The 15,262-nt window shown below is 42.1% G+C and carries 18 protein-coding genes; 12 read left to right on the plus strand and 6 right to left on the minus strand.

All coding sequences use genetic code 11. The annotated features are described in order from the left end of the window. Nucleotides 1–149 precede the first annotated feature (149 nt). The 9 genes from rsxA (at nt 150) to C8D97_RS05050 (ending at nt 7,652) form a co-directional block, all read left to right on the plus strand. A complete protein-coding gene (gene rsxA, locus C8D97_RS05010; RefSeq protein ID WP_109762558.1) occupies nt 150–731 on the plus strand; it encodes an electron transport complex subunit RsxA in 582 nt (193 codons plus the stop codon). Next, nucleotides 731–1,306: an electron transport complex subunit RsxB gene (rsxB, locus tag C8D97_RS05015; protein ID WP_109762560.1), complete on the plus strand. Its 576-nt coding sequence runs from the start codon at nt 731–733 to the stop codon at nt 1,304–1,306. Before rsxA ends, rsxB begins: the two co-directional genes overlap by 1 nt. 1 nt (nt 1,307) lies before the next feature. Continuing rightward, a complete protein-coding gene (rsxC, locus tag C8D97_RS05020) occupies nt 1,308–2,939 on the plus strand; it encodes an electron transport complex subunit RsxC (protein ID WP_109762562.1) in 1,632 nt (543 codons plus the stop codon). Nucleotides 2,940–2,983: 44 nt separating this feature from the next. Next, complete coding sequence (gene rsxD / locus C8D97_RS05025; RefSeq protein ID WP_109762564.1) at nt 2,984–4,030, plus strand: electron transport complex subunit RsxD; 1,047 nt, start codon at nt 2,984–2,986, stop codon at nt 4,028–4,030. Between the two features lie 3 nt (nt 4,031–4,033). After that, nucleotides 4,034–4,681: an electron transport complex subunit RsxG gene (gene rsxG / locus C8D97_RS05030; protein WP_109762566.1), complete on the plus strand. Its 648-nt coding sequence runs from the start codon at nt 4,034–4,036 to the stop codon at nt 4,679–4,681. Beyond that, entirely contained in the window at nt 4,668–5,360 is a 693-nt protein-coding gene (locus tag C8D97_RS05035) for an electron transport complex subunit E (protein ID WP_109762568.1), read from the plus strand. Before rsxG ends, C8D97_RS05035 begins: the two co-directional genes overlap by 14 nt. 166 nt (nt 5,361–5,526) lie before the next feature. Next, nucleotides 5,527–6,336, plus strand: coding sequence for an SAM-dependent methyltransferase (locus tag C8D97_RS05040; protein WP_109762570.1), 810 nt, complete (start codon nt 5,527–5,529; stop codon nt 6,334–6,336). Further along, nucleotides 6,321–6,539, plus strand: coding sequence for a hypothetical protein (locus C8D97_RS05045; protein WP_109762572.1), 219 nt, complete (start codon nt 6,321–6,323; stop codon nt 6,537–6,539). Before C8D97_RS05040 ends, C8D97_RS05045 begins: the two co-directional genes overlap by 16 nt. Before the next feature lie 6 nt (nt 6,540–6,545). Then, nucleotides 6,546–7,652 (plus strand): tetratricopeptide repeat protein, encoded by a 1,107-nt coding sequence (locus tag C8D97_RS05050; RefSeq protein ID WP_109762573.1) that lies wholly within the window; start codon nt 6,546–6,548, stop codon nt 7,650–7,652. A 26-nt stretch (nt 7,653–7,678) separates the two neighbouring features. On the opposite strand, the gene C8D97_RS05055 is transcribed toward C8D97_RS05050, so the two are convergent. The 5 genes from C8D97_RS05055 to fabA all read right to left on the minus strand — a co-directional run bounded on the left by C8D97_RS05055 (nt 7,679) and on the right by fabA (nt 11,103). Further along, nucleotides 7,679–8,212: a hypothetical protein gene (locus tag C8D97_RS05055; protein ID WP_146196078.1), complete on the minus strand. Its 534-nt coding sequence runs from the start codon at nt 8,210–8,212 to the stop codon at nt 7,679–7,681. Nucleotides 8,213–8,238: 26 nt separating this feature from the next. Then, nucleotides 8,239–8,613, minus strand: coding sequence for a VOC family protein (locus tag C8D97_RS05060; RefSeq protein WP_109762578.1), 375 nt, complete (start codon nt 8,611–8,613; stop codon nt 8,239–8,241). A 110-nt stretch (nt 8,614–8,723) separates the two neighbouring features. Further along, complete coding sequence (locus C8D97_RS05065) at nt 8,724–9,146, minus strand: GNAT family N-acetyltransferase (RefSeq protein ID WP_210204859.1); 423 nt, start codon at nt 9,144–9,146, stop codon at nt 8,724–8,726. A gap of 154 nt (nt 9,147–9,300) precedes the next feature. Continuing rightward, on the minus strand, nt 9,301–10,518 hold the full coding sequence (gene fabB, locus C8D97_RS05070; protein WP_109762580.1) for a beta-ketoacyl-ACP synthase I: 1,218 nt from the start codon (nt 10,516–10,518) through the stop codon (nt 9,301–9,303). A 60-nt stretch (nt 10,519–10,578) separates the two neighbouring features. Beyond that, the gene (fabA, locus tag C8D97_RS05075) at nt 10,579–11,103 is read right to left on the minus strand and encodes a bifunctional 3-hydroxydecanoyl-ACP dehydratase/trans-2-decenoyl-ACP isomerase (protein ID WP_109762582.1); all 525 of its coding nucleotides are present in this window, start codon (nt 11,101–11,103) and stop codon (nt 10,579–10,581) included. A gap of 388 nt (nt 11,104–11,491) precedes the next feature. Between fabA and C8D97_RS05080 the strand changes: the two genes are divergently transcribed. Then, complete coding sequence (locus tag C8D97_RS05080; protein ID WP_109762584.1) at nt 11,492–12,172, plus strand: TorF family putative porin; 681 nt, start codon at nt 11,492–11,494, stop codon at nt 12,170–12,172. 119 nt (nt 12,173–12,291) lie between these two features. Here the strand turns inward: C8D97_RS05080 and cysS are convergent, their stop codons facing one another. Next, nucleotides 12,292–13,674 (minus strand): cysteine--tRNA ligase, encoded by a 1,383-nt coding sequence (gene cysS, locus C8D97_RS05085; protein WP_109762586.1) that lies wholly within the window; start codon nt 13,672–13,674, stop codon nt 12,292–12,294. A gap of 153 nt (nt 13,675–13,827) precedes the next feature. Between cysS and C8D97_RS05090 the strand changes: the two genes are divergently transcribed. Next, complete coding sequence (locus C8D97_RS05090) at nt 13,828–14,322, plus strand: peptidylprolyl isomerase (protein WP_109762588.1); 495 nt, start codon at nt 13,828–13,830, stop codon at nt 14,320–14,322. Nucleotides 14,323–14,370: 48 nt separating this feature from the next. After that, on the plus strand, nt 14,371–15,141 hold the full coding sequence (locus C8D97_RS05095; RefSeq protein WP_109762590.1) for a UDP-2,3-diacylglucosamine diphosphatase: 771 nt from the start codon (nt 14,371–14,373) through the stop codon (nt 15,139–15,141). Nucleotides 15,142–15,262: the final 121 nt, after the last annotated feature.

The raw sequence follows: 15,262 nt of genomic DNA on the forward strand, positions 1-15,262 counted from the left end.
GTTAATCCGTTAATGCGCTTAACTCCCATACCCTTGACTCAACAGACTTTAAGCGAAAAAACACTTAAATATCACTCACTTGAGAGACAGTGTCAGAAATAGGATAATAACCGCTTGCGAAACCAAGCAAGTCAGCAATAGGCCGTCAGGTGACCGAATATTTTTTACTCCTGGTAAGTACAGTTCTGGTAAACAACTTTGTGTTGGTCAAGTTTCTTGGCCTGTGCCCTTTTATGGGTGTTTCAAGCAAAGTTGAAACCGCTATTGGCATGTCATTCGCCACCACCTTTGTCCTAACACTGGCGTCCGCCTGCTCATACATTGTTGATACTTTTTTACTCACACCGCTTGATCTTGAGTACCTGCGAACACTTTGTTTTATTCTGGTCATTGCGGTGGTTGTGCAGTTTACAGAAATGGTCATCCACAAAACCAGCCCGGTGCTGTATCGCTTGCTGGGTATATTTTTACCCCTGATTACCACCAACTGTGCGGTGCTGGGAGTCGCTTTACTGAATACCAACCAACAGCATAATTTTGTTGAGTCCATCGTTTATGGCTTTGGTGCGGCGGCGGGGTTTTCGCTGGTCCTTATATTATTTTCATCCATGCGTGAGCGCATTCATGTGGCGGATGTTCCGGAGCCCTTTAAGGGACCGGCCATTGCTTTGATTACCGCCGGCCTTATGTCGCTGGCGTTTATGGGCTTTACCGGGCTGGTTAAAATTTAATGAGCAGTTTAACCGCAGTCCTTATTCTGGTTTGTCTGGCCGGCGTTTTTGGTGCACTGCTTGGCTATGCGGCGATCCGTTATCGGGTTGAGTCTGATCCCATTGTTGAACAAATTGATGAAATTCTGCCGCAAACCCAATGCGGACAGTGCGGTTATCCGGGTTGCCGCCCTTACGCAGAAGCCATAGCGAATGGGGACGATATCAATAAATGCCCACCTGGTGGTGAAGCCGGGGTTAAAGCCTTGGCCGATTTGCTGGGACGCGATATAAAACCACTCGATGATACGCTGGAAGAAAGCCAGCCGACGGTCGCCTATATCCGGGAAGACGAATGCATCGGTTGCACCAAGTGTATTCAGGCCTGCCCGGTAGACGCTATTGTCGGAGCACCAAAACTGATGCACACCGTTATCATTGACGAATGCACCGGTTGCGATTTATGCGTAGCGCCCTGCCCGGTTGATTGCATTGATATGCTGCCATTAGAGCAAGACGTACGTCAGTGGCAGTGGCCCAACCCGGCCAATGACACGGATGACGATAATATTATTCCCGTGCGACAGGTATCCTGATATGAACACCAATAACAATTCGGTTCATTCAACGGAACTTGCCGGCCGAAGCCTTGACGAGATTGTCTACTTTTCGCAACACAAGTTTCATGGTGGTGTTCACCCGGAAGAACACAAAACTCTGTCGAATCAGAGCAATATTCAAGCTTTGGCAATACCACCCGAACTGATTATTCCGCTCAATCAACACAGTGGTCGACAAGCCATGGAAGTGGTTGCTGTTGGTGAGCAGGTTAAAGCAGGGCAATTAATTGCTGCTGCAGAAGGCGATTTATCGGCGAATATTCATGCCTCCTCTTCTGGCAAGGTTATCGCCATCGAAGATCGCCCCATTGCGCACCCATCGGGCATGCGTGATCGCTGCATCGTTATTGCCACCGATGGATGTGATGAAGCCGAGTGGCTGCCACCTATTGAGCACCCCTTTAAAGCCGATAAACAACAGCTGCTTCGTCGCATTCAGGAATGTGGCATTGTCGGTATGGGAGGCGCCTCATTTCCCAGTCACATCAAATTAATGCCGGAAGTCAACAAACTGGTCATCAACGCCGCAGAGTGTGAGCCTTACATCACCTGCGACGATCGACTGATGCGAGAACAGGCCAATACTTTGATTGCCGGAATACAATTGGTGATGCATCTATTAAATGCATCCGAAGCAATTATTGGTATTGAAGACAATAAACCAGAAGCCATTGCCGAATTAAAAAAAACCATCAAAGATGCCCAAACAAGCGCCTCTGACAAATTTGCGCAAAACACAAGCGATTTAAAAAACTCATCCATTAAAATTTGCGTCGTACCGACAAAATATCCCAGCGGTGGCGAAAAACAGTTGATCGAGCTGATAACGGGCAAACAGGTGCCAAGCCAGCAACTGCCATTGGCTCTTGGTCTGGTAATGCACAATGTGGCAACCATCTACGCCATTTATCAGGCCATTACTCAAGGTCGTCCTTTAATCTCACGGATTATGACCATTACCGGTGATGCCGCGCAATTGAAAGGCAATTATCTAACACGCATTGGTACTCCCATATCATTTGCATTACAACAAGCGGATGCCGAATCTTGTGACAAAGTCATTATGGGTGGCCCCATGATGGGCTTTGAAATATTCGACACTCAGGCACCGGTGATTAAATCGAGCAATTGTCTTATTGCAGCAGGTAAAGGCGAGCTTAAGGCAACCGATGCAGCATTAGCCTGTATCCGCTGTGGTGAATGTGCCGATGCCTGCCCCGCTTCATTATTGCCACAGCAACTCTACTGGTTTGCCCGCAGCGATGATTTGGAAAAAGCTGAGCAATACAATCTGTTCGATTGCATTGAATGCGGTGCCTGCTCTTATGTTTGTCCCAGTGATATTCCATTGGTGCAATATTATCGATACGCCAAAAACGAACTGGTGCAACGCGCCGAAGAAAAACAGAAAGCAGCGCACGCCCGTGAACGTTTTGAATTTCGTGAGTATCGAAAAAAACGCGAAAAAGCAGAACGCGCCGAACGGCATAAAAAAGCAGCCGAAGCTCGCAAAAAAGCAGCGCATCAAAAAGGTCAGACCGATGAAAAAAAAGCCACCATTGCTGATGCCGTTGCCCGTGCAAAAGCTCGCAAAAAGAGCTCTGATTAGGAATGAGACATGAACACGTTCAATAATAAAACTGAAGCTAAATAATGCTTAAGTCGTCGCCTTTTAAAACATCGAGTAATTCGGTAAGCCGTTTAATGCAAACCGTTGCTCTGGCGACTCTGCCCGGCGCACTGGCACTATTTTATTTTTTTGGTTGGGGTGTGATATTTAACCTGATCACCTGTATCAGCGTCGCGCTACTTTGCGAAGCTGCCGTTCTAAAACTCAGACAACGCCCTATTAAACGAAATCTTATGGATTACAGTGCACTGCTCACCGCCGTTTTATTAGCGCTGTCGCTGCCGCCACTGGCGCCCTGGTGGATAGCCACCATTGGCACATTATTCGCCATCGTATTTGCCAAACACCTGTATGGCGGGCTGGGTTACAATCCATTTAATCCGGCCATGGCCGGTTATGTTTTATTGCTTATCTCATTTCCCTTGGCCATGACTCGATGGCTGCCACCAGAAACCGTAATAACCAATGCTCCAAACCTTGTCGACAGCTTTTTGTTGTTCTTCACCGAAACCGACAGCCAGAATCGCACTCTGGATGTCTATTTATTAAACGCCGATGGCTTTACCATGGCAACGCCTCTCGATGAACTTAAAACCGGCCTGAGTATGGGCTACGTATTGCCAGAGTTGATGCATAAACCAATATTTAACGGCTGGATAAACGTCGGTTGGCAATGGGCCAACTTGGGATTTTTACTCGGCGGTCTTTTCCTGCTCTGGAAAAAAGCCATTAACTGGCATATTCCCGTTGCCTTTCTGGCGGCCATTTATCTCATCAGTGGCTTTTTTCATCTTTTCGATGATCAGCTATATATAGGGCCTATGACACATCTGTTCAGTGGCGCAACCATGCTTGGCGCATTTTTTATTGCCACTGATCCGGTATCGGCCTGCACCACCAATAAAGGCCGTTTATTTTTTGCAGCCTCCATTGGCGTTATTATTGTGCTGATCCGTAATTTTGGTGGCTATCCGGATGCCGTCGCATTTGCGGTATTATTAATGAATATGGCGGCACCATTAATTGATCACTACACACAACCTCGTGTTTACGGCAGTCAGGAAAACTAAACGATGTTAGCGCGATCAATTTACAAAAACAGTGCTATTTTAGCGGCCTTTGCATTGCTCTCCATTGGGCTAATTGCGGTTTTTCATTTTTTTACCAAAGATAAAATTGCCGCCGAAATGCAGGCCAAACTGGCGCGAACACTGAATGAACTGGTGCCCGCCAATCAATACAATAACGATGTTTACCACGATTGTCTTGAACTGGACTCCAATGGCTTGCTGGCACAAAAAGAGCTGACCCGTTTTTATCGAATGTACCAAGACGAGACACCGGTCGCTTCAATATTTACCGTAAATGCCCCTGATGGCTACAGCGGTAATATTGAGTTAATTGTTGGTATTTATGCGGATCAATCACTGGCCGGTGTTCGAGTGATCAATCACAATGAAACGCCAGGGCTGGGCGATAAAATTGAAAAACAAAAGTCCGACTGGATACTGCAGTTTGAAGGGTTATCATTAACCAAAGTAGAAGCTGAAAACTGGCGAGTGAAAAAAGATGGCGGCACATTTGATGCGTTCACAGGTGCTACCATTACACCCAGAGCTGTATTAAAAGCCATTGCCAACGCACTGCAATACTTTAAAAACAATCAGCAGATTATTTTTACGTCCAGCAAAAACTGTGGGGTTAACCATGAGTCAACCTGATTACGGCGATATTTCAAAAAATGGCCTGTGGCACAATAATCCGGCGCTGGTTCAATTACTGGGGCTTTGTCCTCTGCTTGCGGTTAGTAATACATTAATCAACGGACTTGGACTGGGCATCGCTACCACCATGGTTTTAGTCGGCTCAAACATTTCTGTCTCATTTGTTCGGCACTGGATCCCAAAAGAAATTCGAATTCCGGTGTTTGTTATGATGATTGCTTCCTTCGTCACCAACACACAGTTGTTAATGAATGCTTTTACCTATGAGCTTTATCTGGTGCTGGGCATTTTTATTCCACTTATAGTGACTAACTGCACCATCATTGGTCGTGCCGAAGCTTTCGCTTCTAAAAACGGTATCATACCTTCATTTATCGATGGTTTGATGCAGGGCATTGGGTTTTCAACAGTGCTGGTGCTATTAGGTGCGCTACGTGAGTTTATGGGTCAGGGCACATTATTTGCCGGTGCGGATCAGCTGTTTGGTGAATGGGCATCAGTATTGACCATTCACTTATATCAGGTGGATCAATCCTTCTTATTTGCACTACTGCCACCAGGTGCCTTCTTTGCATTAGGTCTATTAATTGCCGGTAAAAATATTATTGATAAGCGCCTGCAATCTCGCGCACATCAAACCACTCAAGTGACATCCGCAAAGCCAGAAGTCAGTTAATCGTTATTCTTTAAGGGCTGTATTCATCGGTCTTTGTATTCATCATGTTAAACGGATAAAAAGTCACGCGTTAACGTTCGCCCGCAGTGCACCATTAAAGATACTGGATATTCCCCTTATAAGCTGGCAGTATTGTAGACACAATAATTCAAATAAGATCCAATGTATGCCAGACGGTCGATTAACAGTCGTGGGTACCGGACTCATTACACCTCAGCACATTACTCAAGAAGCAAAACGTCATATTGAATTAGCTGATCGAGTCTATCACCTTGTTCCCGATCCATTAGGTATATCGTTTCTCAGGTCGTTAAATTCAAATTTGGTTTATCTTGGCGACTGTTATCAAAAAACCGATAATCGCGCAAAAACTTACTCAATGATGGCGCAACGTATTTTGCAAGGTGTACGTGAAGAATTAAATGTGGTCGCCGTTTTTTATGGTCATCCGGGTGTATTTGTATCACCGTCACACCAGGCCATAAAACAAGCACGGAAAGAAGGTTATGATGCCACTATGCTCCCCGGTGTATCTGCTGAAAGCTGCTTATATGCGGATCTGGATATTGATCCAGGAAAGCTAGGCGCTCAAAATTACGAAGCCACATACTTTTTATGTCATAAAATAAACATCAATCTGAGTGCGCCCCTGACTTTGTGGCAACTGGGTGTTGTAGGGGATTTAAGTTTTAGCACCAAAATAAAGCCCTCTGCAACAGGGCTCTACCTATTAAAACAAAAGTTAATGAAACACTATCCCGACACTTTTGAAGTAATTTTATACGAAACAGCCATTATTCCTGCATTTGCTCCACGTATTAAGCGAAAACCATTGGAAGATATTCAACTTGACGATATAAACGAAGTGACGACCTTATATCTACCTGAATATATTGCTGCTCAAAAAGATGATTACTTTTGCACAGAGTTAGAAACGAAAACTAATCAAGGAGAAAAATCATGTCAGATAAACTAAAAAGTTTGATTAATGACTTAGGCAAAAACCCAGGTTTACAGCAAGCATTTAAAACTGATCGAGATTCTATTTTTGATCAATACCAACTTTCAGAGGACGATCGGGAACTGTTAAGACAAGAAGATACCGAAGGTATTCGACGAAAACTTGGAGACGATGAGTCACCTATTTCAACTAATTCTATTGTTCATAAAGCAGAATAATACAATATGCAACTCTGTTCTTCTAAGTCTTTAGTTATTGCTTATGCACTGTTGCTACTTACCATAAACACAGTGCATAGCAATGAGAACAGTGCCATGCTTGATCAGGCTCACCAACTTTTGACTAAAGGAAAAATGGAGCAAGCTTATTCGATTGCTAACTCTATTCGACTCAAGTCAGTGTACGAAAATGATCATCGGTCACTGGCTCGAGCGCTTTACTTAATGGGATCAGCTTATCAGTCACTGTCCGATCATAAAAAATCCATCCATTACTTAAATCAATCTCTTTCTGTGTACCAACAAACCAATGACTTAGATGGCCAAGCCATGGTTTTAGATAATATTGCCAGTCTATTTTTAGATATGAATGATTTCCAGAGTATGCTTGAATATTCCAACCAAGCAATTGATCTGGCCGATAAAGTTTCGGAGAAAACACGCTCTAAAATTTACGCCAACCATGCCTATAAATTATTTAAAGTTAACGATGTTGAAACTTCTACAGAATTTTTTAATAAAGCTCATAAAATATTAGTTGCTACAAATAACGAATATTACCTAATTTACTTTCACCTTATGAAAGCTGATGTGCATCGTGAACTGCTTGAAATTGAAAAGTCAATTAATCACCTGGAGCAAGCTAAAACCATAGCCAATAATCTCAACAAGAATGAACTTGCATCTATTGCAGAGCTTGGAGTTGCAAAAACTCTAATGGCCAACGAAGAATATCAAGACGCGATTGAAATACTGCTTTCACTTGAAAACACCCTTAAACTTAGCCACACAAAGGGTAATCTAAATGAGTTATATCAATTTCTATATACTTGCTATAAACACCAGAAAAAATATGACAAAGCATTAACTTATTATGAAAAAGCTACCCAGCTTTCGAACTCAATTAAAGCCGAAAACAACAATCAATTTTCAAAATTGTTAATGACGGAATATCGATTTAATGAATCAAAAGAGTCGTTAAATCAATTGAAACATACAATGGAAAAAGAGCTAGCAGAAGTTCATCTAAAAAACAAACAACTATCGATATATTTATACATTGCTTTGGCAGCACTTACATTGACATTATTCGCACTGTGGAGAAGGAGGTAACACTAAACACAAACTTGCTCTACAGATCACCCTCTTGTTTTCCATCCTTTACAATCATTACCAAACACTAATGGCTTAAGCTCCTTAGCTTTAATATGAAATATTACTTCATCATCCATGGGATAACCAAACTTAAAATTTACAAAGCCTAATTTAGCTATTCCATTAGTATCAATAGATCTTACTCTAAAACCACAATCTAGAACCCCATTATCATATAAAAACAAATATTCGAAAAGACCATCATAGTTATCATCAACATATGATCTCATAAAATTTGTATCTTTATATATTATTGACGTCTCTAAAACACCATTTTTATCTTCATCAATTTTACTGCTTATTAAAATATGATTCTTGGTATATTTATGGCTTTCATCTATTCCACCATCAAAATTTCTATCAATAAATTCATAGTAAAAATCGCCTTCGAACTCATAACTTACATCCATAACTCCATCTTTATTTAAGTCAAGAGTCAGCTCATAACCCTCTTTAGTATAGCCATGACACATACAAAGCAAGCAGATTATAGTTATTAAATATAATTTAAATTTCATTTTAAATTCCCTATAATAACAATATATCATTCAGACTCCCATGGAGAACAGATATCAATTAAACAACCGTCAGGATCTTTAGTGAGAAACCGACGTTGTCCGTAGAATTCATTACGAGGCTTTTGAATAATAGGAATATTCAACTCTAAAGCTTTGTTATAAATAGCATCAACATCGTCAACAACAAAAGTTACATACATACCAGTTGGTGCTTTTTGATACTCATCAGGCACAAGTTCATGGTTACGTTGTATAATGCCATATTCAATTTCAGAGTCTTCCGGCGAACAAAGCTGCACATACCAATCGCTATCGTACTTTACATGGAACCCAAGTAGAGCCACATAAAAATTTTTGCTTTTTGGTAAATTATCCGAACATATATTAGTTAGTATTCTCATGAAATTATCCTTATATAGCTAACGAGAAAAACAGTGGGAATTACTCTACATCTTTAACTAACACTCACTTTAATTTAAAGTTTTATTAGCAGCAAAAACACTGACTTTTATTAAGCGATATATCGCTCCATATAGAAAAACCTATCATCTTCACTAGTCACTTTAAACCCATCTTTTTCATATAATCGGTGAGCGGGGCTGATTTTAAACACCTTCAATTGAACCTTTTTAGCCCCAGCCTCTAAAGCTAAACGCCGTATTTCTACTAATGCTTCACTACCAATGCCTTTGTTCTGAAACTTTTCACTAACCTGAAAATCTCGTAAAAAACAACCATCATCATTAAATGATAATCGAATAACGCCTACTACATTACCATCAACTAGAATATCCCTGTTTTTTAAATTTGTTATTTGCTCCAGTATTTTTCTCGGTTCCCAATCGACAGAGTAATGCTCGTAATATGAACGCATATTACGATATGTTAATTCGGCTGATTGAGATAAATCCGTTGTTGTTTTATAAGAAATCAATTCTCTACCCTGATTTAGATTTCATTACACCATAGCATGCTTTCATCAGTTAAATTATAAACTGGATCACTTGCTCTCTAATAAAAAAGCCGCTCACTTATGAAAGTGAGCGGCTTTTTTTGATAGGTCTTAATTATACGAAAATAACCGATAATTAATCGTTATACTTTTCAAATATTAAACTTGCATTAGTGCCACCAAAACCGAAGCTGTTACTCAGCACTCGATTAACCTCAACTCCTTGCTCACATTGCTGAACAATGGGCATGTCTGCAGCAGCTTCATCCAGATCATTGATGTTGGCAGAGCCGGCTATAAAGTTTTCTTTCATCATCAATAAGCTGTAGATGGCTTCGTGAACACCGGTGGCTCCCAAAGAATGCCCTGCTAAGGATTTAGTTGATGAAATTTTTGGCAACTTGTCACCAAACACTTCTTTAAGCGCTTTAAGCTCAGCAACATCACCCACAGGAGTACTGGTGCCATGAGTATTAACGTAATCAATATCACCCTTAACAGTCTGCATGGCTTGCTGCATGCATCGCACCGCGCCTTCGCCCGAAGGTGCAACCATGTCATAACCATCGGATGTAGCACCATAACCAACAAGCTCGGCGTATATTTTAGCGCCACGAGCTTTTGCATGCTCAAGCTCTTCGAGCACTAATATGCCACCACCCGATGAGATTACAAATCCATCACGAGTGCTGTCGTAGGGACGTGAAGCGGTTTCTGGCGTGTCGTTATACTTTGATGATAATGCACCCATGGCATCAAACAATAGGGTTAAACGCCAATCTTCTTCTTCGCCACCACCGGCAAACATAACGTCCTGTTTACCCATTGCAATTTGTTCGTAAGCATTACCAATACAGTGTGCACTGGTAGCACAGGCGGATGAAATAGTGTAGTTGATGCCTTTTATTTTAAAAGGCGTTGCCAAACAGGCTGATGTTGTACTGGCCATAGTTTTTGGTACGGCATAAGGGCCAACACGTTTTACACTTTTAGTTTGTGAAATTTCAACGGCTTCAACCTGAGTGCCTTGCGAGCCACCGCCTGAACCGGTAATTAATCCGGTGCGAACATTAGAGACCAACTCATCGGAAAGCCCGGCATCTTCTATCGCCTGTTGCATCGAGATATAAGCGTAGCCAGACGCATCAGCCATAAAGCGAACCACTTTTCGATCAATATGATCTTTGATATCCAGATCGGGCCAGCCAGCCACATGACTGCGTAAGCCTTTTTCTTTGTATATCTCTTTAAATCGAATACCGGACTTGCCGGATTTAAGTGATGCAGTGACTTCTTCGGTATTGTTACCAAGGCAAGAAACAATTCCCATGCCTGTAATCACGACTCGTTTCATATTGAATCCTAACTATTTTTGAAAAAGTTTTTTAACAACGTTTGACAACGCAGCGTAAGATTAAAAAGATTCTGTTGAATCAAATAAGCCAACTTTTAAGTCTTTCGCAGTGTAAATTTCTTTGCCATCGACCGAGACAGAACCATCGGCGATAACCATTTTCAATTTTCGCCGAATCAGTCGCTTAATGTCGATGCGATAGGTCACTTTTTTTGCAGTAGGAAGAATTTGACCAAAAAATTTAATTTCGCCCGAACCCAATGCGCGACCTTTGCCAGATTCGCCAAGCCAGGAGATAAAGAAGCCCGTAAGCTGCCACATGGCATCGACACCCAAACAGCCCGGCATTACCGGATCACTTTCAAAATGACAACCGAAAAACCAGAGATCAGGATTTATATCGAATTCTGCATCAATGTAACCTTTACCGAAAGCACCGCCTTCGTTACTGATGGTCGCAATACGATCCATCATAAGCATATTGGGCAATGGTAAGCGAGACACGGTATTTCCGGCTGGACCAACGAGCTCCCCTTTGCCACAGGCGATAAGTTCGTCGCGAGAATATTGACTGGTGATTTGCATGAATTACCTTATTTGACTCATTTTTAGTCAGTTATGTGCATTGATGTGCGGATCTAATTTGAGGCCGTATTATGCCTATGTGCGACCAGGAAACTGGTATGACCTTAAATGAGATACGCGGTTTATTCCACTGCCCACATTGTAACCATAAACACGCCCTAGTTTATAACGATCAAACCAATGTCTTAGAGCATTTTTAACTGGTCGGTCTTTCTTAGTGCACAGTTCTCTGCAAAACGGTTATTTTTGCACCAAGTTAACTCACCTAATTGTGATTACTTTTGTGCTGCATTTGCAGTAATTATCCAAGCTATTGATTTTCAACAAATAATATTTGTGGCATGAATTCTGAACTGCCTTACTGCATCATTCATCAGGAGGCAACACAATGCACCACACAATAAAATCAATACTGTTAATAGTAACACTAAGCGGTTTCAGTTTAACTACTACTGCATCAGAACCAGTACACCCACCTTCTCACAAGTTAGAGGTTTCGGGAAACCTCGGCTTTATGTCGGAGTATTATTATCGGGGAATTTTGCAAAAACCCTCTTCTGCTTCAGCTGGGCTCGATATCGCACATGGAAATATTGCTGCAGGTGTGTGGCTTGCCGATGTTGGAGATGGTCTGGAAACGGATATTTTTAGCAGTTACAGCCACGCATTTACTGACGACTTTTCTACCAGTATTGGTTTTACCGGTTACTACTACAGCGGTAACTTTGATGAAACCTATGAAGAAGTCAACCTGGGTGTCAGTTATCGATTTATAGCACTGGATTACGCTGAAGGAAGCTGGGCAGGCATAGAAACCGGCGATGATCGTTATAGCTTTTTATCCATAACCTTTGCCGGAGAAAATTTATACGCCACCTATGGCCAGTTTGGAAAGATTTTTGATGGCCATTACATCGAACTGGGTGCAAGCCATTCATTTAATGAGTTTGATGTGAACCTTGCGCTTATTGTTAGCTCAGATGAACTATCGGATCAACTGAACACTTCGGGAGAAGCAACCGACAGCGAAGCTTTGGTGTTCACCTTAAGCAAATCTTTTGACTTGTGATCGTCTTTGACAACGAAACGCTCATTTAAACAAGCGAGCACCAGTATTTATGTATTCAATAAATACTGGCGCTCAATCAAACGCATCCAACAATCTAACCTAATAAGTTGGTTAAAAAATTACTCTTTACGCCAAACGGTGCCTTCACGGGTGTCTTCAAGCACAATGCCATCGGCCAGTAATTGATCGCGAATTTCATCACTGCGGGCAAAGTTTTTATCTTTGCGCGCCTGTTTTCGCTCAGCAATTAGCGCTTCTACTTTTTCAGCATCCACGCTCGAACCGCTCGAAGACGACTGCAAAAATTCCGCCGGAGACTGCTGAAGCAGACCCAGCACTTTCGCCAATGACTTTAAAGTATAAGCCAGATCATTCACCCGATCTGGCTGCTCTTTTTTCGCCCGGTTTAGATCTCGCGCCAAATCAAACAATACCGACATAGCCACAGGTGTATTAAAGTCATCGTTCATCGCTTGCTCAAACGACTGCTGATAATCCAGTAACATTTCTCCCTTAACCTCATCCAAGTCTCTCAGAGAAAGATACAGTCGCTCTAAGCTGGCGTCAGCGGCGTTTAAATTGTCTTCAGAATAATTCATCTGACTGCGGTAATGACTGGACAACAGAAAGTAACGCACGGTTTCTGCTCGAAACTGTTCCAGAACCTCGCGAATGGTAAAGAAGTTGCCCAATGACTTGGACATTTTTTCTTTTTCAACCTGAACCATACCTGTGTGGATCCAGTAATTAACAAACTGGCAGCCATTGGCAGCTTCAGACTGGGCGATTTCATTCTCATGATGGGGAAACTGCAAGTCAGAACCGCCACCGTGAATATCAAAATGATCACCCAGGCATTGTTTACTCATGGCCGAACATTCAATGTGCCAGCCTGGGCGTCCTTTACCCCAGGGCGAATCCCAACTGGGTTCATTCGGTTTTGCCGACTTCCACAAAACAAAATCCAGCGGATCTCGTTTTTCAGCCACAACCTCTATCCGCTCGCCTGCACGCAAATCATCCAGGTTTTGCTTACTCAGTTTGCCATAACCATCAAATGTCGATACGGCGTAGTAAACATCGCCGTTGTCCGCCGCGTAAGCGTGATTCTTTTCGATGAGGGTTTCGATAACCTCGATTATTTCTTTAATCGAGTGAGTGGCGTGTGGCTCCATATCGGGTTTAATTAAACCTAAAGCGTCAAAATCTTCGTGCATAATGGTCGCAAAGCGATCAACCACAGCATTAAAATCTTCGTTATTATCGTTGGCTCGCTGAATAATTTTATCTTCAATATCGGTTACATTACGCACATAGGTCACGTCGTAGCCAAGATAATCCAGATACCGGGCCATAACATCAAACGCTGTATAGGTTCGGCCATGACCAATATGGCAATAATCGTAAATAGTGATTCCGCACACATACATGCCTACCTTGCCTTCCTGTATCGGTTTAAACACTTCTTTTTGGCGAGTAAGGTTGTTGTAAATGTGTAACATGAAAATGAATTCCAGACTGAGAGTTGATTGACGCGCAATTATACTGTCTCTGACGGCTATTTCGAAGGGTTAAGGCATAATTAAACCGTCTAATACGCATGCGACCACATTTTATGGCATAATCCGCGCAAATTGATCATCAGGAGCAGTATTATGGTAATTATCCACACCAATATGGGCGACATCACAATTGAGTTATTTACTGATAAGGCGCCAAAAACCGTTGCCAATTTTCTCGATTATGTAAATTCGGGTCACTATTCCAATACAATATTTCACCGTGTGATTGATGGCTTTATGATTCAAGGCGGTGGATTTGAGCCCGGCTTGATCCAGAAGCCAACTCAGGATCCCGTTGAAAATGAAGCCAATAATGGTCTCTCCAATAAGGAAGGCACCCTGGCAATGGCTCGAACCATGGATCCCCATTCGGCTTCCTGCCAGTTCTTTATCAACATTAACGACAATAACTTCCTGGACTTTAAAAGTGAAACAGCCCAAGGCTGGGGTTATTGTGTGTTTGCCAAAGTTACCGACGGTATGGATGTGGTCAATCGTATCAAAGGTGTTGCCACAGGAAATATGGGCGGACACGGCGACGTACCAAAAGAAGAGATATTGATTGAGTCGATGGAAGTGGTTGAGTAAAAGCTGGCGACTGTTTATCGTTGAACTCGATCAACTAAGCTTATACCTATGATAACTCACTTTATTTCCGATCTTCATTTAAGTGACGAGCAGCCGCAATTACTGCGGCTGTTTACTCATTATCTGGAGCAGTATGCGCCGCGTGCCGACCGGCTGTATATTTTAGGGGATTTATTTGAAGTCTGGATTGGCGATGATTATCAACCTCAATGGTTAATGCCTTTCACCCATCAACTGAACAATCTTGCCGAACAAGGTACATCACTTTATTTTTGTCATGGCAACAGAGACTTTTTGTTGGGTAACAACTATGCGAAACAGGCCAATCTAAAGCTGCTGCCCGAATACAGCACCATCGACCTATTCGGTCAATCTGTTTTGTTGTGTCATGGCGATACCTTATGCACTGACGATACGGCGTATCAAGATTTTCGACAACAAGTAAGAAGTGAACAATGGCAACAGGAGTTCTTATCCTTACCTGTGGAGCAACGATTGGCAATTGTTAATAACTATCGTCAACAAAGTAAACAGGCCACCGCTGAAAAATCCCAAGAAATAATGGACGTGAATGCAGATGAAGTATCGCATACGTTCCAACACAACGATGTTGAGGTTATGATCCACGGCCATACACATCGTCCTGCAATACACAGAACTGAAAAAGATAATACAAGTCTACAACGTATCGTATTAAGTGATTGGCGTGATTACGGTCAGTATCTTGAAGCCGATAGCGGCATAATATCTTCGTTTCATTTCGATACTAAAAGCCGTTGGGACGATCCCGATATTCCTTCTTTTTCAATCTCTGATTGATTATTGCTTTACCTAATATTTTCCTTAACTCAATATTTTTCCTTAACCCAATACTTTTCATTAACGAATATTCACCGCTAATTAATCACTAGAGCGTGTTTATCTTTCATTATTTGAGATG

It is taken from the genome of Pleionea mediterranea (assembly GCF_003148745.1).
Taxonomy (GTDB): domain Bacteria; phylum Pseudomonadota; class Gammaproteobacteria; order Enterobacterales; family Kangiellaceae; genus Pleionea; species Pleionea mediterranea.

Bases quoted from the DNA above. Each gene is read 5' to 3' on its own strand.
- rsxB (WP_109762560.1), top strand. From the start codon at position 731: ATGAGCAGTTTAACCGCAGTCCTTATTCTGGTTTGTCTGGCCGGCGTT.
- rsxC (WP_109762562.1), top strand. From the start codon at position 1,308: ATGAACACCAATAACAATTCGGTTCATTCAACGGAACTTGCCGGCCGA.
- rsxD (WP_109762564.1), top strand. From the start codon at position 2,984: ATGCTTAAGTCGTCGCCTTTTAAAACATCGAGTAATTCGGTAAGCCGT.
- rsxG (WP_109762566.1), top strand. From the start codon at position 4,034: ATGTTAGCGCGATCAATTTACAAAAACAGTGCTATTTTAGCGGCCTTT.
- C8D97_RS05035 (WP_109762568.1), top strand. From the start codon at position 4,668: ATGAGTCAACCTGATTACGGCGATATTTCAAAAAATGGCCTGTGGCAC.
- C8D97_RS05040 (WP_109762570.1), top strand. From the start codon at position 5,527: ATGCCAGACGGTCGATTAACAGTCGTGGGTACCGGACTCATTACACCT.
- C8D97_RS05045 (WP_109762572.1), top strand. From the start codon at position 6,321: ATGTCAGATAAACTAAAAAGTTTGATTAATGACTTAGGCAAAAACCCA.
- C8D97_RS05050 (WP_109762573.1), top strand. From the start codon at position 6,546: ATGCAACTCTGTTCTTCTAAGTCTTTAGTTATTGCTTATGCACTGTTG.
- C8D97_RS05055 (WP_146196078.1), bottom strand. From the start codon at position 8,212: ATGAAATTTAAATTATATTTAATAACTATAATCTGCTTGCTTTGTATG.
- C8D97_RS05060 (WP_109762578.1), bottom strand. From the start codon at position 8,613: ATGAGAATACTAACTAATATATGTTCGGATAATTTACCAAAAAGCAAA.
- fabB (WP_109762580.1), bottom strand. From the start codon at position 10,518: ATGAAACGAGTCGTGATTACAGGCATGGGAATTGTTTCTTGCCTTGGT.
- fabA (WP_109762582.1), bottom strand. From the start codon at position 11,103: ATGCAAATCACCAGTCAATATTCTCGCGACGAACTTATCGCCTGTGGC.
- C8D97_RS05080 (WP_109762584.1), top strand. From the start codon at position 11,492: ATGCACCACACAATAAAATCAATACTGTTAATAGTAACACTAAGCGGT.
- cysS (WP_109762586.1), bottom strand. From the start codon at position 13,674: ATGTTACACATTTACAACAACCTTACTCGCCAAAAAGAAGTGTTTAAA.
- C8D97_RS05090 (WP_109762588.1), top strand. From the start codon at position 13,828: ATGGTAATTATCCACACCAATATGGGCGACATCACAATTGAGTTATTT.
- C8D97_RS05095 (WP_109762590.1), top strand. From the start codon at position 14,371: ATGATAACTCACTTTATTTCCGATCTTCATTTAAGTGACGAGCAGCCG.